17 protein-coding genes, 1 tRNA gene and 1 other annotated feature are annotated in these 23,228 nt (G+C 38.5%); all 18 genes read right to left on the bottom strand.

Annotated features, from left to right (window positions below; all coding sequences use genetic code 11):
- Positions 1–126: 126 nt before the first annotated feature.
- Positions 127–711, bottom strand: a complete 585-nt coding sequence (yihA, locus tag IC621_RS13155; protein ID WP_191158777.1) for a ribosome biogenesis GTP-binding protein YihA/YsxC — start codon at positions 709–711, stop codon at positions 127–129.
- Positions 698–3,031 carry an endopeptidase La gene (gene lon / locus IC621_RS13150; RefSeq protein ID WP_191158776.1) on the bottom strand — a complete coding sequence of 778 codons (2,334 nt, stop codon included), beginning with the start codon at positions 3,029–3,031 and terminating at the stop codon, positions 698–700. The genes yihA and lon overlap by 14 nt, the downstream gene beginning before the upstream one ends.
- A 509-nt stretch (positions 3,032–3,540) precedes the next feature.
- Positions 3,541–5,217 carry an ATP-dependent protease LonB gene (gene lonB / locus IC621_RS13145; RefSeq protein ID WP_191158775.1) on the bottom strand — a complete coding sequence of 559 codons (1,677 nt, stop codon included), beginning with the start codon at positions 5,215–5,217 and terminating at the stop codon, positions 3,541–3,543.
- 821 nt (positions 5,218–6,038) lie between these two features.
- A complete protein-coding gene (clpX, locus tag IC621_RS13140; RefSeq protein ID WP_191158774.1) occupies positions 6,039–7,304 on the bottom strand; it encodes an ATP-dependent protease ATP-binding subunit ClpX in 1,266 nt (421 codons plus the stop codon).
- Positions 7,305–7,676: 372 nt separating this feature from the next.
- Positions 7,677–8,963 carry a trigger factor gene (tig, locus tag IC621_RS13135; protein WP_191158773.1) on the bottom strand — a complete coding sequence of 429 codons (1,287 nt, stop codon included), beginning with the start codon at positions 8,961–8,963 and terminating at the stop codon, positions 7,677–7,679.
- Positions 8,964–9,206: 243 nt separating this feature from the next.
- Positions 9,207–10,208, bottom strand: coding sequence for a tetratricopeptide repeat protein (locus tag IC621_RS13130; RefSeq protein ID WP_191158772.1), 1,002 nt, complete (start codon positions 10,206–10,208; stop codon positions 9,207–9,209).
- A 182-nt stretch (positions 10,209–10,390) separates the two neighbouring features.
- Positions 10,391–10,981, bottom strand: a complete 591-nt coding sequence (gene leuD / locus IC621_RS13125) for a 3-isopropylmalate dehydratase small subunit (RefSeq protein ID WP_191158771.1) — start codon at positions 10,979–10,981, stop codon at positions 10,391–10,393.
- Between the two features lie 126 nt (positions 10,982–11,107).
- Complete coding sequence (gene leuC / locus IC621_RS13120) at positions 11,108–12,529, bottom strand: 3-isopropylmalate dehydratase large subunit (protein ID WP_191158770.1); 1,422 nt, start codon at positions 12,527–12,529, stop codon at positions 11,108–11,110.
- A gap of 227 nt (positions 12,530–12,756) precedes the next feature.
- Complete coding sequence (gene leuB, locus IC621_RS13115; RefSeq protein WP_191158769.1) at positions 12,757–13,869, bottom strand: 3-isopropylmalate dehydrogenase; 1,113 nt, start codon at positions 13,867–13,869, stop codon at positions 12,757–12,759.
- A 26-nt stretch (positions 13,870–13,895) separates the two neighbouring features.
- Positions 13,896–15,437, bottom strand: a complete 1,542-nt coding sequence (locus IC621_RS13110; RefSeq protein ID WP_191158768.1) for a 2-isopropylmalate synthase — start codon at positions 15,435–15,437, stop codon at positions 13,896–13,898.
- Positions 15,424–16,449: a ketol-acid reductoisomerase gene (gene ilvC / locus IC621_RS13105; protein WP_191158767.1), complete on the bottom strand. Its 1,026-nt coding sequence runs from the start codon at positions 16,447–16,449 to the stop codon at positions 15,424–15,426. The genes IC621_RS13110 and ilvC overlap by 14 nt, the downstream gene beginning before the upstream one ends.
- A gap of 49 nt (positions 16,450–16,498) precedes the next feature.
- Entirely contained in the window at positions 16,499–17,017 is a 519-nt protein-coding gene (gene ilvN, locus IC621_RS13100; RefSeq protein WP_191158766.1) for an acetolactate synthase small subunit, read from the bottom strand.
- Positions 17,014–18,738, bottom strand: a complete 1,725-nt coding sequence (gene ilvB, locus IC621_RS13095; RefSeq protein ID WP_191158765.1) for an acetolactate synthase large subunit — start codon at positions 18,736–18,738, stop codon at positions 17,014–17,016. Before ilvB ends, ilvN begins: the two co-directional genes overlap by 4 nt.
- Before the next feature lie 116 nt (positions 18,739–18,854).
- Positions 18,855–19,113 (bottom strand) — a binding site (T-box leader).
- A gap of 27 nt (positions 19,114–19,140) precedes the next feature.
- The gene (gene ilvE, locus IC621_RS13090; RefSeq protein ID WP_191158764.1) at positions 19,141–20,046 is read right to left on the bottom strand and encodes a branched-chain-amino-acid transaminase; all 906 of its coding nucleotides are present in this window, start codon (positions 20,044–20,046) and stop codon (positions 19,141–19,143) included.
- Positions 20,047–20,735: 689 nt separating this feature from the next.
- A tRNA-Arg gene (locus IC621_RS13085) sits at positions 20,736–20,812 on the bottom strand.
- Between the two features lie 119 nt (positions 20,813–20,931).
- Positions 20,932–21,444, bottom strand: coding sequence for a metallophosphoesterase family protein (locus tag IC621_RS13080; RefSeq protein ID WP_191158763.1), 513 nt, complete (start codon positions 21,442–21,444; stop codon positions 20,932–20,934).
- 204 nt (positions 21,445–21,648) lie between these two features.
- The gene (locus tag IC621_RS13075; RefSeq protein WP_191158851.1) at positions 21,649–22,272 is read right to left on the bottom strand and encodes an XTP/dITP diphosphatase; all 624 of its coding nucleotides are present in this window, start codon (positions 22,270–22,272) and stop codon (positions 21,649–21,651) included.
- On the bottom strand, positions 22,272–23,033 hold the full coding sequence (rph, locus tag IC621_RS13070) for a ribonuclease PH (RefSeq protein ID WP_191158762.1): 762 nt from the start codon (positions 23,031–23,033) through the stop codon (positions 22,272–22,274). Before rph ends, IC621_RS13075 begins: the two co-directional genes overlap by 1 nt.
- Positions 23,034–23,228 lie beyond the last annotated feature (195 nt).

Genomic DNA, 23,228 nt, shown 5'->3' with positions numbered 1-23,228 from the left:
ACAGGCAGAACATGCTTTTAGTTTCTCGATATCAGATACCTTGTTAGCTATTACCACAAAAGCACCGAAAGCAAACAAAAAAAGCTCTGCTGAGATCCTACGTCCGTCTCAGAGCAGAGCTTTTTATCATGAAATATAATTTTTAATGGTCGACCATACTTCGTCTTTCCCTTGGCCTGTTTCTGAGGAAAATAAAATAAGCGAGTCCGTTTTTTCAAGTTGCAGCTTTTCTTTGACTGCTTTTAAATGTTTTTGCCACTTTCCTTTAGGGATTTTATCTGCTTTTGTTGCTACAACAATTGCAGGAATCTCATAATGTTTAAGAAAATGATACATCATCTCATCATCTGAAGTCGGGTCATGGCGAACATCTATGATTAATATCACTGCCCGGAGATTCTCACGGGTAGTGATATAAGTTTCAATCATTTTACCCCATGCTTCCCGTTCCTTTTTAGAAACCTTTGCATAGCCATAGCCGGGAACGTCTACAAAATGCATCACTTCATTGATAAGATAAAAATTTAATGTTTGTGTTTTGCCTGGCTTTGAAGAGATCCTTGCAAGACTTTTTCTGTTTAACAGCTTATTTATTAAGGAGGATTTTCCGACATTTGATCGGCCTGCAAGCGCAATTTCAGGCAGATCACCCTCAGGGTATTGCTCAGGTCTGACGGCACTTATTACAATTTCTGAGCTAGTTACTTTCATTTACTTCTCCTGCCAATGCATGTTTTAAAACTTCATCTAATTGTGAAACAAGAACAAACTTTAATTCGTTTCTTACACTCTCTGGGATATCGTCTAAATCCTTTTCATTTTCCTTTGGAACAATTACTTTTGTCAATCCAGCACGATGGGCACTCAAAGATTTTTCTTTTAATCCGCCGATTGGCAGTACGCGCCCTCTAAGTGTGATTTCCCCTGTCATGCCAACCTCTTTACGGACAGGTCTTCCTGTCAGAGCTGAAATCAATGCAGTTGCCATCGTGATACCTGCAGATGGCCCATCCTTTGGAACAGCACCTTCAGGAACATGGATATGAATGTCATGTTTTTCATGAAAATCGGGATCAATTTTCAAATCATTTGCTCTCGACCGGATATAACTGAATGCAGCTTGGGCTGATTCCTTCATAACGTCTCCAAGTTTACCTGTCAAAATTAACTTCCCTTTTCCTGGCGATAAAGAGACTTCAATTGACAACGTGTCTCCTCCAACCGTTGTATATGCAAGCCCTGTAGCAACTCCAATTTGGTCCTCAAATTCAGCTTGGCCGTATCGGAATTGTTTCTTCCCTAAAAAATCTTCAATGTTTTTGTTTGTTAACACGATTTTTTTCTTTTCATTTGAAACAATTTTTTTAGCTGCTTTTCGACAAACAGCTGCCAGCTGACGTTCTAAACCACGGACACCTGCTTCCCTTGTGTAATAGCGAATTACACTTTTCATCGCATCATCGCGAATTTGAAGCTGGGATTTCTTTAAACCGTGTGCATTCATTTGTTTTGTAAGCAGGTGTTCCTTTGCAATATGAACTTTTTCAAGCTCTGTATACCCTGCAATCGTGATGATTTCCATTCGATCACGCAGAGGTGCGGGAATCGTCGCTAAATTGTTGGCAGTTGCAATAAACATTACTTTAGAGAGATCATAGGTTTCCTCAATATAGTGATCGCTGAAGGTATGATTTTGTTCTGGATCGAGTACCTCCAGCAGGGCAGAAGAAGGGTCGCCCCTGAAATCACTAGACATTTTATCAATTTCATCAAGTAAAAATACCGGGTTAATGGTGCTGGCTTTTTTCATTCCTTGAATGATTCGACCAGGCATTGCCCCGACATATGTCCGGCGATGACCACGAATTTCTGATTCATCTCGAACACCGCCAAGGGAAATTCGAACAAAGTTGCGGTTTAATGACTTCGCAACCGAGCGGGCTAAAGAGGTTTTTCCCACACCAGGAGGTCCCGCCAAGCACAAAATTGGTCCTTTTAAGGAGCTCGTTAATTGCTGGACAGCTAAATACTCTAATACCCGTTCCTTTACCTTTTCCAGACCATAATGCTCATCTTCCAGGATTTTTTCAGCGTTCTGGATATCAAGCGTATCCTCTGTTGCCTTTGACCAAGGCAGGGAAATAAGCCAATCTAAATAATTACGAATGACCGCACTTTCGGCAGAGCTGGAAGGTACTTTTTCATACCTTTCTAACTCTTTAAAAGCAGTCTTCTTCACGTGCTCTGGCATACCTGTTTCCTCGATTTTTTCAGTCAGACTGGAAACTTCTCCTGTTTTCCCTTCTTTATCACCCAGTTCTTTTTGAATAGCTTTCATTTGCTCGCGAAGGTAGTATTCTTTCTGTGTTCGTTCCATCGAGCGTTTAACACGCTGACCGATTTTCTTTTCTAGATTTAATACTTCTTTTTCATTATTGATAATATCAATGACTTTGTTTAACCGTTTTTTCACATCTACTGTTTCAAGAACTTCTTGCTTCTCTTTTAGTTTCAAAGGTAAATGTGATGTAATAAGGTCAGCCATTCGTCCCGGTTCATCTACATCTGCAACAGTTGCATAGGTTTCTTGAGAAATTTTCTTTGAAAGCTTTATGTATTGGTCAAAATAATCAAGCATTGATCTCATCAATGCTTCATCTTCTGCATCTTTCGATACATTCTCTTCGAATTTCTGAATCTCAACCTCTAATAATTCTTCCGTTTCATAATAATGGATAATTTCAGCCCGCTGTATTCCCTCAACTAAAACACGAATGGTCCCATTTGGTAACTTCAGCATTTGTTTAATGCGAGTCAGTGTGCCAATACGGTAGATTTCATCGATATTTGGTTCATCTATTGAAATTTCTTTTTGAGTTGCCAAAAAAATCATATGGTCGTCCATCATTGCCTTTTCTAAGGCTTGAATTGATTTATCTCGGCCCACATCCAAGTGAAGGACCATTGTAGGGTAAACTAGCAAACCCCTTAAAGGAAGGAGGGGGACGATAGTTTGTTCTTTTTTCGCCATGCTCTAAAAACACCTCCAGGACAATAGTAGCATAATTTCTCAGATTCTCTTTGTATCTTGTTCAATTCTAACCTATCTCTAATACCAGTGTCTATTTAAGACACTCATTACGTAGTATACCCTTTATCCACTATAAGAAAAAGAAAATTGTGAGTTATTTTATAAATATAAATGTCTTATAACTCCAGTTCCCTTTGAAATGCTGGACCTCAATTGTTCTTTTTAAAACATATTGATTAAACAGCTTTAAGCTGGTATAGGCTGATTTATAATACGGTGAAGCTTCCATCCTTTATATTATGGATTAAATGAAAAAGGCAAAATCCATTGAAGGATTGCCTTTTTTATTGGCTGCTTTTCGCTGCTGCATGTTGTACTCCCAGTTAGCGTTTCTAAAGAAGCTGAGAGATCATAAGGAAGGCTAGAAGCAATTGCCGATTCATCGATGCCTTTGTTTAATAGCCATCTTAATTTGTATGTTAATAAATCCCTTTGAAAAAAGCCATTTTTCAAACAGATTCTTGTCTTTGAATTTGATTTGCAGCTGGCATAATAATTGGCTGTTCGTTTTCTGTAGGTGGATTAATTAAAGCTAAGTCAAGAACTTGCTGAAGATGTGAAACTGGGAGGATTTCGATCCCGTCTATTTCTTTCAAAATAGATTGCATATTTTCTTCCGGAATAATAACCCTTTTTGCACCAGCAATCTTTGCTGCTTTTATTTTTGGAATTACCCCTCCAATTGGCTTCACATTCCCATGGATACTGATCTCCCCTGTCATCGCTACAGTATGGTCGATCGGAATTTTATGAACCGCTGAAAAAATACCTGTTGCCATAGCAATTCCTGCGGAAGGACCGTCAATTGGAATACCCCCTGGAAAATTCACATGGATATCATAATCTCCTGAGTTAAGCCCCATTGAACGAAGAACGGTCAGCACATTTTCTATCGAACCTTTCGCCATACTTTTTCTGCGAATACTTTTTCCTCTATCACCAATGCTTTCTTCTTCCACAATTCCTGTAATGTTAATCGTTCCTTTATCTTTTGCAGGAATGACATTGACCTCTATTTCAAGCAAAGCACCGGTGTTTGGTCCATATACCGCTAGACCGTTTACGAGCCCTACCTCTGCTTTAGAACCAACCTTCTTTTCATTCCTAGGTGTGAGCTGGCTGGAATGAATGACCCATTCAATATCTTCTACTGTTACAAAATCTCGTTCTTCAGCCATAGCAATTCCTGCTGCAATCTGCATCATGTTAACTACTTCCCTGCCATTTCTGGAATAGGATGTAAGCTTGGTAATCCCCTCATCTGTTACGCTCATGTTAATCTTATCAGCTGCTTTTCTTGCTACGACAGCTAATTCTGCTTGATCGAGCTCACGGAAGAAAACTTCCAGACATCTTGATCTTATGGCAGGAGGAATTTCATTCGGCGTCCTTGTCGTGGCACCAATTAGGCGGAAATCTGCTGGTAGTCCATTTTTAAAGATATCATGAATATGGTTTGGTATTTGTGTGTTTTCCTCACTGTAATAGGCACTTTCTAGATGTACTTTTCGATCTTCAAGTACTTTTAACAATTTATTCATTTGAATGGTGTGTAATTCGCCGATCTCATCAATGAATAGAACACCACCATGTGCATGGGTAACTGCTCCTTGTTTTGGCTGAGGAATTCCTGCTTGTCCCATAGCGCCAGCCCCCTGATAAATCGGATCATGCACGGAGCCAATTAACGGATCTGCTATTCCCCTTTCATCAAATCGGGCTGTTGTAGCATCTAATTCAACGAATACAGCTTGAGGTTTAAATGGTGATTTTTGATTTCTTCTTGCTTCTTCGAGAACTAGACGGGCTGCAGCAGTTTTTCCTACACCAGGAGGGCCATATACAATAACATGCTGCGGGTTAGGTCCGCATAACGCTGCTTTTAAAGCACGTATTCCATCCTCTTGTCCCACAATATCGTTGAAGCTTTTTGGCCGAACACGTTCTGCTAATGGTTCCGTTAATTTTATTGCTCTCATCTTTCGTAACTGCTCCATTTCTTTTTTGGATTCTCTATCGATCGATACTTTTTGTGTACGTTGATTTTTCAATAAGTTCCAAAAGTATAAACCAATAATAATCCCAAAAAATAGTTGAATAAACAATGCAATTCCAGTCCAACTCATAAAGGTCCCTCCAGCATGTGATAAGCGGCTTAGTTTTTCTTTACCGCTCCTTTAAGATTTGTCCTATTCAAATAATAGTAAAGTGAAACTTCAGCGGGGCTTTTCTTTATCCTGGGCACTGCAGTTATTTTCTTATGAGCAGCTGTGCCCACTTAGTAAAGCCAGGAGTCTCACCCACCATTAGAATAGGGTAAAAAATAAAATAGTTGCTATGTATGCTTTGTTTTGTAAATAAGTTTCCATTTCGCTTTCACTTATTGTATTTGCTAGTATTTCCGAGGGGTTGTAGGAATAAACGTTGAATGGGAAATTCATTAAGGAGGAATATCTTACCTAATTAGAAAAACACTGCACATCTTTCTAGAGGTGAGGGATCGGAGGTGAGATTAGATGAAATCAGCGAAAGAGCTGATTTCTTTTCTAAAAAATTCACCCTTATCCTTTGGGAAACTTTAAACTTTAAACGAAGGCAATCGGTGTCTCGCCAATTGCTTCATCTTACCTCTCACTTCTCACCTCTAGAAATGAAAGGTGGGAGGTGGGATTGGCTGAAACCAGCGAAAAAACTGAAAATAACCTATCCTTTGGGGAACTTTAACTCTAAATGAAGGTAATCGGTACCTCGCCGATTGTTTCTATTCTCACCTCTCACCTCTAGAACTGATGTCGGAGGCGGGATTAGATGAAACCAGCGAAAAAGCTGATTTCTACGATAAAAACTACGTTGCACTCTTTAAATTTTAATGAACTTAAGCTTTTAAAACACAAAAAGCCAAGTCCTATTTAGAACCTGGCTTTTTAGAGCTTACCCTATCGTTCAATTATGCAGATGTTTTCTTGTCTTTTTCAACAACTGTTCCGTCGTCCATCAATAGTTTTGGAGGGATTTTTTTCGTAACAGTATCCGCTGTAATGATACATTTTGTAATATCTTCACGAGACGGCAGATCAAACATAACATCAAGCATGATCCCCTCAATAATGGAACGGAGACCGCGCGCTCCTGTTTTACGTTCAATCGCTTTTTTTGATATTTCTACTAAAGCATCTTCTTCAAATTCAAGCTCGACACCATCAAGATCAAGCATTTTTTGAAATTGCTTCACAAGCGCATTCTTAGGCTTTGTTAAAATTTCAACTAAAGCATCCTCATCCAACGGCTCTAAACTTGCAATGACTGGCAGGCGGCCAATGAATTCTGGGATTAAACCAAATTTTAATAGGTCTTCAGGAAGCGCCTTTGATAAAAGAGTTTTTTGATCCAAGTCTTCTTGTTTATTGTCTGAGCCAAATCCAATCACTTTCTTGCCTAGGCGGCGTTTAATAATTTGTTCGATTCCATCAAACGCACCGCCGCAAATAAATAGAATGTTTGTTGTGTCAATTTGGATAAACTCTTGATGCGGATGTTTTCTTCCGCCTTGTGGAGGAACGCTTGCAACTGTCCCTTCAAGAATTTTGAGCAAAGCTTGCTGCACCCCTTCACCAGAAACATCACGTGTAATTGAAGGATTTTCTGATTTACGTGCAACTTTGTCAATTTCATCAATATAGATGATTCCTTTTTCAGCTTTTTCCACATCATAATCTGCTGCCTGGATTAATTTAAGCAGGATGTTTTCTACATCTTCCCCGACATATCCGGCTTCAGTTAAAGAAGTAGCGTCAGCAATAGCAAAAGGAACATTTAAGATTCGTGCTAATGTTTGAGCAAGCAGCGTTTTACCGCTTCCAGTTGGGCCGATCATCGAAATGTTACTTTTTGCAAGCTCTACATCATCGACTTTACTATTGGAATTAATCCGCTTGTAATGGTTATAAACAGCAACAGCAAGGGATTTTTTCGCTTGATCCTGCCCAATAACATATTCATCTAAGATTTCACGAATTTCTCTAGGTTTAGGTACGTCTTTAAATTCTACTTCTTCTTCAGTTCCTAATTCTTCTTCAACAATTTCCGTGCACAATTCTATACACTCATCACATATATATACACCTGGACCTGCCACAAGTTTACGAACTTGGTCCTGAGTTTTACCACAAAACGAACATTTTAGCTGTCCTTTTTCATCATTAAACTTAAACATACACATTCACCCCTTATATCTTTGTCTCTAACAATCATCCCAATTTATAAAAACAAGCTGCTTTCTCAGTCATGTAAATGTTTTATAATAATTGGGTAGTTTGAAAATTTCAGTTACTTAAGTATGTATTGCATTTTATCACATCTTTACCCATTAAGGTAATATTACGATTTAAAGGAATCATTAACTGTTATGTATAGATTATTATATATAGTACCCCATCTAATGTAAAAAATAACGCTTATGTTTGAAATAGAATGTAGGTAAAGAGAACCAATAACCCTCTGATTAAGCAGGTTAGAGCTCCATAAGCTATGTTTGATTGTATAAAACAAGGCACGATCAAATCGCGCCCTGTTCTCTTATTTATTATTATGCAACATATGAGCAGTTTTCCACAAGAAAATCGATCGCTTTTCGAACTTTTAGATCCTCTTTCAAGCTGTCAGTAGATCCAATCGCTTGCTTAATGTTTTCAACAGGCATTTTGTACATTTCTGCCATGTGCGCAAGTTCTTTCTCCACATCTTCATCGCTTACTTCCAAGTTTTCTGCTGCAGCAATTGCTTCAAGTGTTAAATTGAACTTCACACGCTTTTGAGCATCTTCTTGCATTTGAGCTTTTAATGCTTCTTCATCCTGACCTGAGAATTGGAAGTAAAGCTCAAGGTTCATCCCTTGCATTTGAAGACGTTGTTCAAATTCCTTCATCATACGGTCTACTTCGTTTTCGACTAAAACTTCTGGAATATCAACTTCAGCATTTTCAGAAGCTTTTTCAACTAATGAGTCACGAAGCTTTGCTTCAACTTCATTTTTCTTTGATTCTTCTAAACGCTCTCTTGTTTTTGTTTTTAATTCCTCAAGAGTTTCAACTTCCTCGTTTACATCTTTTGCAAATTCGTCATCTAAAGCAGGAAGTTCCTTTGCTTTGATTTCATGTATTTTCACTTTGAATACTGCTGGTTTACCAGCAAGGTTTTCAGCATGATATTCTTCAGGGAAATTAACTTCAACATCTTTTTCTCCCCCTGCTTCCAAGCCGACTAATTGCTCTTCAAAACCAGGAATAAACTGGCCAGAACCAATTTCTAGTGAATAGTTTTCAGCAGTTCCTCCTTCGAACACTTCACCATCAACAGAACCTTCAAAGTCAAGGACAACAGTATCGCCCTCCTCTACTTTTCCGTCTTCTTTCACAACTAATTCTGCTTGACGCTCTTGAAGAGTTTTCAACTCGTTTTCAATGTCCTCATCCGAAACAGCTGCATCTTCCTTTTCAACTTCAAGACCCTTATATTCGCCTAATTTAACTTCAGGCTTTACCGTCACTTTTGCTGTAAAAATAAGGTTTTGGCCTTTTTCAATTTGCTCGACATCAATTTCCGGGCGATCAATTGGATCAATACCTGCTTCATCGACTGCTTTTGGATATTCTACCGGTAATATAATATCTAAAGCATCCTGATAAAGAGATTCTACACCAAAGCGCTGCTCAAAAAGCCCGCGTGGAACTTTTCCTTTACGGAAGCCTGGAATGTTTACTTTTGTTACTACTTTTTTAAATGCAGAATCCAATGCGGTATTAAATGTTTCTGCATCTACTTCTACAGTTAGAACGCCTTCATTACCTTCTAACTTTTCCCATTTAACTGACATGTGTTTCCCTCCAAAAATCTATTGAATAGTTGTTGGTCTTAGTGTTTTAAGGCTAATATTGCGCCTAATTAGAAAAGGTTTGCTTTGATCATTTTATACAAAGCAAATATTTGTTATACCCTTATGTATGGAGCAAAACCAAACAAAAAGAGAATGATTTTTAGCTTTCATTCTAAAAAACTCCACTTTGCAACCATTATATTATAACATACAATGCATCTCTTTCAACAAATACACCTATAATTACAAATAAGAAATTTTTTCTATATCCATTATTTTTTGACATGCATTTGTTAATCCTTTTTGATTTAAGTTATATGTTTCATTAAGCTCTGCTTCCTCGATTTCTATCCCATGCATTTCATAACCCACTTTATGTACGGCTGCGGCCCATAGCTTTACATCTGCAGGCTGGGGCAAAAACGGGTAAAGGACATACATATGGCGAATCCATAAATCTTTAGCCGCTTCAAACAATGTAGGATTTTCATTGCCAAGCGTATCATCCAACATGCTGATTATTTTTTTTGTAAAGGGCAGATCGGCCAAATCCTCCAGCTGATCAGGAATAATAATCATCGATTCCCCAAATTTCGTAACAGTTACCTTCTTAGATATTTCATTTTCCATCATTAGTTGTAAGATCATCGATTTTACAACAGGGTGGCCTTGCGGGTCAGCCAATATCGTTTGCAGCACTCCAAGATGCTTCGTAATATTAAGATCTTTTAATGAATGAACATATTCCACTTGAGCCGCAGTATTCTGAAGGAGGTTTTCAAATTGTGGATTCCTTGCTTCTACTTCTACATCTTCAAATTCAATCTCTTTATTTGTATTCATTTTTCGGCTAAATTCTAAAAGCTTATAAAAATGCTCTGCACTTTCTGCAGGCAGGTGATTTTCCTCTAGGACTGCCTCGATTGTCGCTTGAACTTCACCATATTCTCTAAGCTGAATCAAAATGGTTAAATAAATTTGCATAACAGTATAATAATGGCCCAGGTCTTCCTGCAGCATTTTTTTACAAACATTCTTTGCTTCTTCTAATTCTCCAAGTTCCATTAAACAAAGCGCAATTCCTAAATGAATTTCAGCTTTATCTTCCTCCATTTTCTTTGCTTCAGAAAATAATTCCAACGCTTCTTGGTAGTGTTTACTTTTTAATGCCGCCATTCCTTTATCGACAAGCCTTTCCTTTAAGTTTGGAAAGGGTACAACGTTAGAACGCTTATCTTTCTTCATCTTGACCGCTCAACTCCAGCGCTTATTTTCATCAAGTTTATCAATGAAAGCATAAGAAAACAAGAAGGATCTGAATTAGCAGAGTAACCTGAAACAACTAAAAAGATTATGTCATTCATTTTAACTTAACAATTCAAGCAAGACTTGACTCTCTCTTCTTTCAAATAAAAATAGAGTGCATGTTACCACACTCTATTTTCTGATTCATATTGTTTTATTTGTTCATCAAGCAGCAGTGTAAGAGAAATCTCATCCCTGCCATGCAAGAGCATGTCTTTCCAATGATGATCTATTTCGAATGAATGGGCATTGCCATTATCATCTGTAATCATTTGATTTTCTAAATCAACTTGGCAGTAATATTCTTTGTCCGCTGCTTGTGTCATAATTTCGTTTGAAAGGTTATGGGACATGCGTATCGGGAGAATACCATTTTTCAAGCAGTTTTGGTAGAAAATATCTGCAAAGGAAGGAGCAAGAATTACACGAAATCCATAATCCCCTAATGACCAAGGTGCATGCTCTCTTGAAGAACCGCAGCCAAAGTTTTCTCCGGCTATTAAAATGGAAGCTCCCTGATAAATTGGATTATTTAATTCAAATTCTGGATTGTTCGAACCATCTGAAAGATATCTCCAATCATAAAAAGCAAATCTGCCATACCCTGTTCTTTCAATTCTTTTTAAAAATTGTTTTGGAATAATTTGATCGGTATCCACATTTTTTCGATTTAATACAGCAACTTTTCCTTTGTGTATTGTAAATGGCTGCAATGAAAATCCCTCCTTATAAAGTAAAAATTCTATCATTGTGTGACAATCGTTCAGAACTCCCCAGATAGAGGAACAAACTACATTCACCTCATGCATTTAAATAACAGAAAGTTTGCGGGCCGCCGTTTATACCGAAATAATATTTTCATTATATAGCTCACGCACATCAATAAATTTTCCGTAAATGGCTGCAGCTGCCGCCATGGCCGGACTGACAAGATGAGTTCTGGCTCCCTTTCCTTGTCTGCCTTCAAAATTCCGATTAGATGTCGAGGCACAGCGTTCCCCCTCTGGCACCACATCATCATTCATACTTAAGCACATACTGCATCCAGATTCTCTCCATTCGAACCCTGCATTCTTAAAAATGATATCTAATCCCTCTTTTTCAGCTTGTTGCTTTACCGTCTGAGACCCAGGTACAACAATAGCTCTTACTGCTGCTGATACTTTCTTCCCTTTAATAATGTCTGCCGCTTGCCGCAAATCTGTCATTCGAGAATTTGTACAAGAGCCTATAAATACATGGTCTACTTCAATACTTTGTATTGGCTGATCAGCCTCTATACCCATATATTCATATGCCCGTTTTATTTCCTTCTGATCACTCTCATCTTCATAATCAGCCGAGTTTGGAATTGTTTTTGTAACTGGAAGGACCATTCCAGGGTTGATTCCCCATGTTACCATTGGGGCAATGTCTGCACCATTTAAATAAATCGTTTGATCAAACACTGCTCCTTCGTCTGATCTCAAGCTCAACCATTCTTTTGCAGCCTCTTCAAATTGTTCAGGGTGTGGTGCATATTTTCTTCCTTTAATATAGGAAAGAGTTGTTTCATCTGGAGCAATTAATCCAGCTCTTGCACCTGCTTCAATTGACATGTTGCAAACTGTCATACGTTCGTCCATCGACATGTTCTCGATTACTGCCCCCGAAAATTCAATACAGTAACCTGTGCCAAATTTCACACCATATTGTCCGATTAAATAAAGGATAACATCTTTGGCTGTTACTCCCTTTTCCAACGCTCCTTCAATTTGTACATTGAGAGTCTTTGGTTTTGATTGCCATAACGTCTGTGTTGCCAGAACATGTTCCACTTCACTTGTTCCGATCCCAAATGCAAGGGCCCCAAAAGCTCCGTGCGTTGATGTGTGGCTGTCGCCGCAAACAATTGTTTTTCCCGGCAATGTTAAGCCTAGTTCTGGTCCGATTACATGAACAATCCCTTGATCTTCACTTTCCAGGTCAGCTAATCTTACTCCAAATTCCCGGCAGTTTTTTTCCAGAGCACTTACCTGCATTTTAGCAACCTGATCTTTAATGTTGAATCGATCGATTGTTGGAATGTTATGATCCATCGTTGCAAATGTTAAATCAGGTCTTCTTACTTTCCGTCCATTTTGTCTCAGACCCTCGAAAGCTTGTGGTGATGTAACTTCATGAATAAGATGAAGATCAATATATAGTAAATCAGGCTTTCCTTTTTCTTGATGAACGACATGTTTATCCCATATTTTTTCGATAATTGTCTTCGGTTTCACCTGGATCCCTCCTGCATATTTTAAGGATGATTTTAAGCTTTGCTGCGACATTGAAACAAAGCTTATCTCTCCAGAGAGTTTAAGTAACCCCCAGAGGTGAGAGGATTAATGTGTGGTTACAAGCAATCGGAAGTTCGCCGATTTGCCATTATTTAAAAGTGATATTAAGCCTCTTTAATAAAGAGGGGATGATCCAGTGATAAAGATTCTGGATCAACCCCTGAAATTTAAGAATATGCTGTCATAATATTAAAAATTGCATGATCATCAGCCATAGCTTCCTTAACTTCCTCTACCATAGCCTTTGTCGTTAAGCTTTCGTGATTCTTATCTGCTAAATCAGCCGTCCGTTTGCCACTTTCAAAAACATGCTTAACTGCAAGCTCGATTGCATTTGCTTCTTCTTCTAGTGAGAAGGAATGACGGAGCATCATCGCTACAGAGAGCATCATTGCAACAGGATTAGCTTTATTAAGACCTGCAATATCTGGGGCAGAACCATGAACAGGCTCATATAAATGCAGGCTTGATTCAGAAAGACTTGCTGAAGGCAGCATACCTAATGAACCCGTCAGCATTGATGCTTCATCACTTAAAATATCTCCAAACATATTTTCTGTTACGATGACATCAAATTGTTTCGGAGACCGAATAAGCTGCATGGCTGCATTGTCTACTAGCATATGCTGAAGCTCTACATCTGGATATTTAGAAGCGACCTCTTCCGCAACCTCACGCCACATTCGACTTGATTCAAGGACATTGGCCTTATCGACAGAAGTGACTTTTTTACGTCGCTCCCTAGCTAATTTAAAGGCTGTTTCAATGATTCGTTCGATTTCATTCCGATTATAGAATAAAGTATCAACTGCTGATTCTTCCCCATTATGGTGAGATCTTTCGCTGGGTTTACCAAAATATAAGCCTCCAGTAAGTTCGCGAACAATTAAAAGGTCTACCCCTTCTAATATTTCCGCCTTAAGCGGCGATTGATCAGCAATACTCTCATATGCTTGAACAGGTCTTAAGTTCGCATATAAATCAAGCTCTTTACGAAGCTTTAGCAGACCTTTTTCGGGACGCAGCTCGGCCGGGTTCTCATCCCATTTTGGTCCACCAACAGCCCCTAAAAGTACTGCATCAGACGCCTTACATATTTCTAATGTTTCATCTGGCAGGGGATCTCCTGTTTGATCAATCGCCCCACCACCAATTAAACCGTACTCAAAATCAAATTCATGATGGTAATGCTCTGCAATTGATTTCAACAAATCAACCGCACCTTCCATCACTTCTTTTCCGATTCCGTCACCTGGTAAAAGAGCAATTTTTTTCTTCATGATGGCCATCCCCTTATTAAAAATTGTTATACAGTTGCTTCTATTTTTTCGGTTCCGTAATTTAAAACAACGATTCGATTGATTGCGTTTAAATAAGCTTTTGCAGAAGCTTCCAAAACATCCTGCGCCATACCTCTTCCACTTGATTCAAGTCCATTGAAATTTACTTTTACATAAACTTGCGCTAATGCGTCTCTGCCGCTGCTATTTGATTGAATTCTATAATCTAAAAGTTTAATAGAGGATCCTATACAACGTTCTAATGTGTTATAAATCGCTTCAACACTTCCTGCCCCAGTTGCTGCTTCTTGAACCTCTTGTTGAGCCCGGTTCTTTAATGTTACAGTTGCAGTCGGTATTTGAGCTGTTCCATAATTGACTTGTAAGGATAATAATTCATAGGCTGCTTCACCATTTGCTAACTTTTCCTCAAGAACAAGAGAAATTAAATCTTCGTCCGTAAATTCCTTCTTCTTCTCTGACAGCTCTTTAAATTGCTTAAAAATATGGTTTGTTTCTTCTTCAGATAATTTAAACCCTAACTGTTCTAATCGATCTCTGAATGCATGTCTTCCTGAGTGTTTTCCAAGTATCATGGAATTTGTTTTAACACCGACGAGTTCAGGTGTAATAATTTCATAAGTTGTTTTTTCTTTCAGGACTCCATCTTGGTGAATACCTGATTCATGAGCAAATGCATTTCTGCCAACAACTGCCTTATTCCCTGGAATGATCATTCCAGTTAAATTACTGACAAGATCACTTGTTCGTTTAATTTCTTGAAGGCTTAAAGTGGTTTTCGCTTGATAATAATCGCCTCTAATATGCAAGGCTACCGCAACTTCTTCTAAGGATGCATTCCCGGCACGCTCACCAATTCCGTTTATTGTTCCTTCAATTTGGTTTGCTCCATGTTCAATCGCTGAAAGTGAATTAGCTGTTGCCATACCCAAATCATCATGACAATGTGCTGATAAAATTACTTTATCAATATTTTTTACATTTTCTTTTAAATAACAAAAGATTTCCCCGTATTCTTTTGGAGTAGTATATCCAACCGTATCAGGAATATTAATAACACTAGCTCCAGAAGCAATAACCTTTTCCACAATATGTGCTAAGAAAGGAAGATCAGTACGGGTAGCATCTTCAGCAGACCATTGGACGATCGGAAAAAACTTTTTTGCATATTTAACGGATTGAACAGCGGTTTCGACGACTTGAGCGGGTGTTTGCCTTAATTTATATTTCAAATGAATATCAGAAGTAGCAATAAATACGTGTAATCTAGGCTCTGCCCCATCTTTTAAAGCTTCCCAGGCAGCATCGATATCAGCTTTAACTGACCTTGCAAGCCCAGTAACCGAACTGTTTTTGATCGTTCTCGCTATATCTTGAACAGATTGAAAGTCACCCCTTGAGGAAGCTGGAAATCCAGCCTCCATTATGTTTACTCCAAGACGTTCCAATTGTTTTGCAATCGTCATTTTTTCTTGAGAGTTTAGGTTGACTCCGGCAGATTGTTCACCATCTCTTAGCGTTGTATCAAAAACATTAATTTTTTGCACCAGCGCTCACCGCTTCTTTCTTTTTTGGTTTAACAAATGGCATCATGTCGCGAAGCTCACGGCCGACTTTTTCAATTTGATGTTCATTTTCGCGTTGGTTGATTGCGTTAAACTGAGGGCGGTTAACTTGGTTTTCAACAATCCAATCTTTTGCAAATTTACCTGATTGAATATCTTCTAAAACAGCTTTCATCGATTCCTTAACTTTTGCATCTACTACTCTTGGACCAGAAACGAAGTCACCCCATTGAGCTGTATCCGAGATTGAATATCTCATTCCCTCTAGTCCGCCCTCATACATAAGGTCAACGATTAGCTTTAATTCGTGTAAACATTCGAAGTAAGCCAATTCAGGCTGGTAACCTGCTTCTACTAAAGTTTCAAAGCCTGACTTAACAAGAGATGTTAAACCACCGCATAAAACCGCTTGTTCTCCAAATAGGTCTGTCTCAGTTTCTTCTTTAAACGATGTTTCTAAAACTCCTGCTCTGGCTGAACCGATTGCTTTTGCATAAGCGAGGGCTAAATCTTTTGCTTTTCCTGTCACGTCTTGATAGATGGCAAAGAGTGCTGGTACTCCTGCTCCCTCTTCATAAGTTCTTCTTACTAAATGACCTGGTCCTTTTGGAGCTACTAAAAACACATCTACATCACTTGGAGGGACAATTTGATGGAAATGAACATTAAAGCCGTGTGCAAATACAAGAGCCTTTCCGCTTGTTAAATGCTGTTTGATTTCTGCGTCGTAAACCTTTTGCTGCTGCTCGTCAGGCAAAAGTACCATAATAACATCTGCTTGCTCGGCTGCTTCTGCAACTGTGTATACATTGTGTCCATCTTCTACGGCTTTATCAAATGATTTACCTTTTCGAACTCCAACTACAACATCCGCACCGCTCTCTTTTAAATTTAAAGCATGTGCATGACCTTGCGAGCCGTATCCGATTACTGCTACCTTTTTACCTGCTAATACTTGATCATTTACGTCACCGTTATAATATACTTTTGCCATTTTTAATTCGCTCCCTTTTGATTGATTATTCTGAATTCATATATTTTAGTTAAACAATTGAAATTGTTTTTTCATAATTTTGCTGTCTCTGTGTTCCTCTGGTAAATGCGGTTGTACCCGTTCTGGCAATCTCCTTAATTCCATAGGGTTTTAATAAATCGATTAATGCCTCGATTTTGCTTGATTCCCCTGTAGCTTGAATCACTACACTATCTTTACTTACATCAATGATAGTCGCTCTGAATGGTTCGATTACACCATATATCTCCATTCTAGTCGATGGAGCCGAGACTACTTTTATTAAGGCCAGCTCTCTTGCAACGATTGATTGATTCGTAATATCATTTACTTTTAAAACATCAATTTGTTTATTAAGCTGTTTAGTCATTTGTTCAACTTCTTTTTCTTCTTGCACATTTACAACAAAAGTCATCCTTGAAATTCCTTCAACTTCTGTATGACCGACTGTAATACTTTCAATATTATAGTGTCGTTTTGTAAAAAGACCTGTAATTCTGTTTAAAACTCCTGAATGGTTATGAACTGTTATTGTGATAATCCGTTTCATTTTTTGACACCCACCATTTCATGTATACCTTTACCAGGTGCAATCATCGGATAAACATTTTCCTCTTGGCAAACTTGAACATCGATTAACATTGGCTGATCAGACTGCAGTGCTTCTTTTAATTGCTGCTTAGCATCTTCATTTTTAGCTGTAATTCGAAGACCCTTCATCCCATATGCTTCAGCTAATTTAATAAAATCAGGCTGTGTAGAGAATTTTGAATGGGAATACCGTTCTTCGTAGAAGATTTCTTGCCACTGTCGAACCATCCCAAGAGATCGGTTGTTCAAAACAACTACTTTTATCGGCAAGTTAAGTTCATGAATGACTGCGAGCTCTTGTGAAGTCATTTGAAAACCGCCGTCACCCAAGATTGATACAACTGTGGCATTTCGGTCTGCTAACTGTGCTCCAATTGCTGCTGGCAAGCCGAATCCCATCGTGCCAAGTCCACCAGATGTTACCCATTTGTTTGCTTGATTAAAATGATAGTATTGAGCAGCCCACATTTGATGCTGGCCAACGTCTGTTGTAACAATTGCTTCACCTTTTGTGCTTTCATAGATCCATTTAATTAATTCCTGCGGTTTGCACTCTTCTTTGCCCTCTGTATACCATAATGGGAATTCTGTTTTATTATTGTTTAATTTTTCGTGCCATTCCTTCGCATCACATACTTTTCCGTTTTGTTGAATCAATTGTTTTAACACATTTTTTGCATCTCCAACAACAGGAATTTGCGTTGGAACATTTTTTCCAATTTCTGCAGGGTCAATATCAATATGGGCGACAGTGGCATGCTTTGCAAAATGATTTAAATTACCAGTTACCCGGTCATCAAACCTTGCACCAACACTGATTAAAAGGTCGCTTTCATAGATCGCCATGTTTGCTGTGTAGGTACCATGCATACCTGCCATTCCTAAAAAGAGTGGATGATCTGCTGGGAATCCACCGAGTCCGAGTAATGTGTTTGCGACAGGAATTTGCTGCTGCTCTGCATATTCCTTCAGTTCATTTGCAGCCTTCGCGTGCAATACACCGGCTCCTGCAAGAATAACAGGTTTTTTAGCACTGCTAACAGCTTCTACCAGCTTGCGAATTTGCAAGTAATTCGGCTCTGTTTTAGGGTTATATCCCGGCAGGTCAATTGGCTTATTGTAATCAAATTTACCTTCAGCAATTGCTATATCTTTAGGGATATCAATAAGCACAGGTCCTGGTCTTCCAGTTGTTGCAATGTGAAATGCTTCTTTTATAATTTGCGGCAGGTCATTAACATCTCTAACTTGGTAATTATGCTTAGTAATCGGCATTGTGATACCTAATATGTCTGCTTCCTGAAAAGCATCAGAACCAATCACAGATGAAGCAACTTGACCTGTAAAAACAACAAGCGGTAAGGAATCAATCATCGCATCTGTTAAGCCGGTAACCAAGTTCGTTGCCCCAGGTCCTGAAGTTGCAATTACAACACCCGCCTTACCTGAAATACGAGCGTATCCTTCTGCAGCGTGAATACCTCCCTGTTCATGTCTTGTTAAAACATGAAACATTCCTGAATCATAGAGAGTATCATAAATCGGTAAGACAGCTCCGCCAGGATAACCAAAGATGACTTCCACCTTTTCCTTTTTCAATGCCTCGATAAGCATTTTGGATCCTGACATGGTCATTGTACATTTGGCAGCTGATTGGTCCAACTGTACATTTGCGCTCATTTCTTTTCCTCCTTTAATGCTAATATTTAATCCCTTCTTCCAATAAGGTTGTCATTCATTGTTTTTTAAAAAATATAAAAAACCTCTCCGTCCCCTCATAGACCTATTTTCTAGGTCAAAGGGGCGAAGAGGTTTATTCACTAACTCTACGCGGTACCACCCTTTTTCATGGTCAAAAGTGACCACCTTATGGATCTTTAGGTAAGATCCTGTTTTGATAACGAGTACCAAAGTCTGTACTCGGCCAGCTCTACTGTTTTTCAAGCTGACACTCTGAGGCGAGTTCACGTTTAGGGGTATCACCGGCTTTCAGCTACCCCGGCTCTCTGTGAGATACTTTACCTAACCGCTACTTATCCTCATCACCGTTTTACTTTTTCAATTGTTAAGCTTAAAAGGCAGTTAACTTACATTTAATCCTTGGTCATTATAGTTAACTTTTACACCTTCTTTTATAACCTTTTGTCTGAACTTCTCGAGTAATCGATTCGTGTGTTCTCCAGGCTTTCCATCGCCAATTTCGCGGCCATCAACTTTTACAACAGCAATGACTTCAGCTGCTGTACCTGTTAAGAATACTTCATCTGCGGTGTATACATCATGACGGGTAAAAGGTTCTTCCCGAACATCGTATCCCAGTTCATTTGCAATTTCTAAGATCGCATTCCTTGTAATTCCCTCTAGTGCTCCTAAGTAGCCGGGCGGTGTCAGCAATTTTCCATTTTTGTAAATGAAAACATTATCCGCAGAGCCTTCTGCTACATAGCCTTGATCATTGAGCATAAGAGCTTCACTTACATTTGCTAAATGGGCTTCGATTTTTACTAATACATTATTTAAATAGTTTAAAGATTTCACTTTTGGACTTAATACATCTGGACGATTCCGCCTTGTAGGAACAGTGACAATGTCAACACCTGTATCATAAAGGTGTTTTGGGAAAATTGCCAGAGGTTCTACAATAATGACTATGTTAGGACGTTTACATTTATATGGGTCAAGTCCGAGGTCACCAACACCTCTAGAAACTACTAGTCGAATGTATGCATCTTTCAATCCATTTTTCTCAACTGTTTTGACAACGAGATCTGTCAGCTCTTCATGGGTATAAGGAATTGACAAGAGGATTGATTTTGCAGATTGGAATAAACGATCCATGTGCTCTTTCATTCTAAATATATTACCGCTGTAGACTCGAATTCCTTCGAAGACTCCATCTCCATATAAGAAGCCATGGTCGTATACTGAAACTTTTGCATCTTCTTTTTTTACGAAATCATCGTTTAGAAAGATCCACTGGTCACTCATCATGTGCACACCTTTCCTTTTAAGTTAAACCACTTTAAATCATTGAAATACAAGTTGTAAAAAAGATCCTTATAACATTTGTTATCGGATATTTTTGAGTAACCTTTCATCTTCATGTAATTAATGTTTGAGCTTATATTACGCTCGTTTCAAGCGAGTGTCAACACCAGTTTCGTGAATTGTTAGATAATTTTGATTTGTTTATCAATTTGTATCCGCTTACATCATTGATTTAATGCGGATCGTCCATTTAAAATTTTTTTTGAATTTTCTTTTGAGGTAAACTTATCTTACAAGGTTAGGGAGTGAAAAGGGTATTTGGTATATAATAAATATTTTCATTTTGTGTCTTGGGAGGATCATTATTTGGATTATTTAATTTCCTTTCTATGGGTTGGTTTCCAATTTCTTTCCTTATAATTGATCCTTTTTTTAGTGTCAAAACGGTAATGATTGGAACAGATGCTAAAACTACCCTGATTTAGTCAGGTTGCTAAAATGTGATTAGAGTCTCAGACTTTTTCTTCCTACTATTACAAACACTTTGACTTATGCACTTAACTTAACCGCTAAATCCCCTTTTTATGTATATACTTCACAGAAGATTGGCGAATTGACCACTCAGCTTAGATTAAAAAATAAAAAAACCCTTTTGGAATATCCAAAAGAGTTTTATATGTAATAGAATATGGCGTCCCAGGAGAGATTCGAACTCCCGACCGACGGCTTAGAAGGCCGTTGCTCTATCCTGCTGAGCTACTGGGACTTGTTTTCATTCATCAAGTTGTATCAGCGACAAGTTTTATTATATTCATATACAAATAGAAAGTCAATAATTTTTTAAAACTTTTTTGAGAGAAGAGAAATTTTCTCTTCTCTCCCTTTTTATGCTAATGAAAAGTGATGTGTTAATTCATTAACTTGCTTACCTGAGTCTTCAAAAAATTGCACAGTAGCTTTATTTTCCTCTATTTCCAGTATAGCATAGGTTTTTTCCCTTCGCACCCGGGGAAGGTGAATGCTTCCAGGGTTTAGAAATAAGATACCGTCTATATAATCCACGCCAGCTATATGAGAATGTCCGAAGCAAACAACTTGTGCGTTTGTTTCTTCAGCTCGGTATTTTACATTCATTAAGGTAGATTTGACGTTATGTAAATGTCCGTGAGTCACAAAGAAGCGAACTCCTTTTATATCAACAATTATTTCCTCAGGGAGCTTTTGATCATAGTCACAATTCCCCATGACAATATGAATTTTTTCTAGAGTAGGTTCACAAAGAGGCAATTCTGAGTCTCCGCAGTGGAATACGGCATCTACCTCTCCCTGGTGACGTTCTTTTATTAATTGAACTTCTTCAGTAAGACCATGACTGTCGCTCATAATTAGTGCTTTCATGTTTAACTCTCCCTAATTAGGTATGATTCTGTTCATATGGGAATTTTAACATTAAAATGGCAGTCTGCGCACGTAATTAAGTTGTAATTTCAATCCACCTAAAAGTGAAGTTTCTAAATACGAAATAGTAACTATATTTAAAAGGTTGGATGCCATTCTAACTTCGGCATAATAGACCTAAAACCACAGGACATATAACATCCATCACCTGTCTTCTTTGTTTCCTCTGAAGACCGAATCCTCGTGTTGAAGGAGAAGCTGAAGCTTATTAAGCGCATTTGCTCTGTGGCTAATTTTATTTTTTTCTTCTTTGGTGAGTTGTGCCATAGTTTTCCCCTTGTCTTTAACTATAAAAATGGGATCGTAACCAAAGCCGCCCATTCCCTCAGGTTTTTCTGCAATAATGCCCTCTACAGTTCCTTCAACCGTTATTGTTTCTTGTCCAGGAGCTGCGATAGCAAGGGCACAGTGAAAACGGGCTGATCTTTCTTCATGAGGAACGCCTTTTAATTCTTGTAGAACTTTTTGAATGTTTTTCGCGTCATCTTTTTGTTCCCCGGCATATCTTGCAGAATAAACTCCTGGCTTTCCACCTAGGTATTCAATGGATAATCCTGAATCATCGGCGATCACCATTTTTTGCAGAGCAAAAGCTGTCTCCTCCGCTTTTAAAACAGCATTCTCTTCAAAAGTGTGACCAGTTTCTTCAATATCCTCTATTTCAGGAAAATCCAATAATGTACGTACTTTTACTCCAAGAGGTGCAAGCATCGTTTTAAATTCGGCTGCTTTCCCTTCATTTTTGGTGGCGATTATCACTTCATCTATCATTTTTTTTTCGCCCCCAAATTACTTTCAATTTTTAAGGCAAGATCACCAAGAGCCTGTTTTTGTATCTCAATTAAACTGCCGATCCCTTTTTCAGCTAATTCGAGCAAAGCGTCAAGCTGTGCTCTTGTAAAAGTTGCTTCTTCTCCTGTACCCTGCAGCTCAACAAATTCTCTGTTACCTGTCATGACAACATTCATATCCACTTCGGCGGCTGAATCCTCTATGTAATTTAAATCTAAAATTTCTCCTTCTTGCTTAGTCATCCCTACAGAAATTGCAGCGAGGTAGTCCTGAATAGGAAACTCTTTTATTCCATTCTTATTATAAAGCTCCCCCAAAGCAATAGTCATGGCAACAAAAGCTCCTGTGATAGATGCGGTTCGAGTGCCTCCATCTGCTTGGATCACGTCACAGTCAATCCAAACTGTTTTCTCGCCGATTATTTCTAAGTTTACAACCGCCCGAAGAGCACGACCTATTAAACGCTGTATTTCCATCGTTCTTCCAGAAATTTTCCCTTTTGAAGATTCTCTGATCGTCCGCTGCTCCGTTGCTCGTGGAAGCATGGAATACTCGGCAGTAATCCATCCCTTACCTTCACCCCGCATAAATGGAGGAACCCTGTCCTCAATTGTGGCATTGCAAATGACTTTAGTCTCCCCAACTGTAATAAGGACAGATCCTTCAGGATGCTTAATAAAATTTGTCTTTATTTCTACTGGTCTTATTTGATCGTATTGTCGGCCATCATTTCTCATCTTTTTTACCTCCAGGCTAAGCATAGAATCATGTAAAAAGTATCTTTTCTATGAAATTGTAGCTTTTGCTTTATTAGAGACTACTGGCAGCTGGTGAAATACCATACTGCTTCGAGTCTCACATCCGAAATCTCACATCTTGAGATACATAAGCCATTGAGAGTGATAGGGCTTTATTTCAGAATTGTCCAGCTC

Origin of the sequence: Metabacillus arenae (assembly GCF_014773385.1) — a bacterium.
Classification (GTDB): domain Bacteria; phylum Bacillota; class Bacilli; order Bacillales; family Bacillaceae; genus Metabacillus_D; species Metabacillus_D arenae.
The sequence above is the reverse complement of the archived record's forward strand: the minus strand, read 5'-3'. Positions and strand labels throughout refer to the sequence as shown.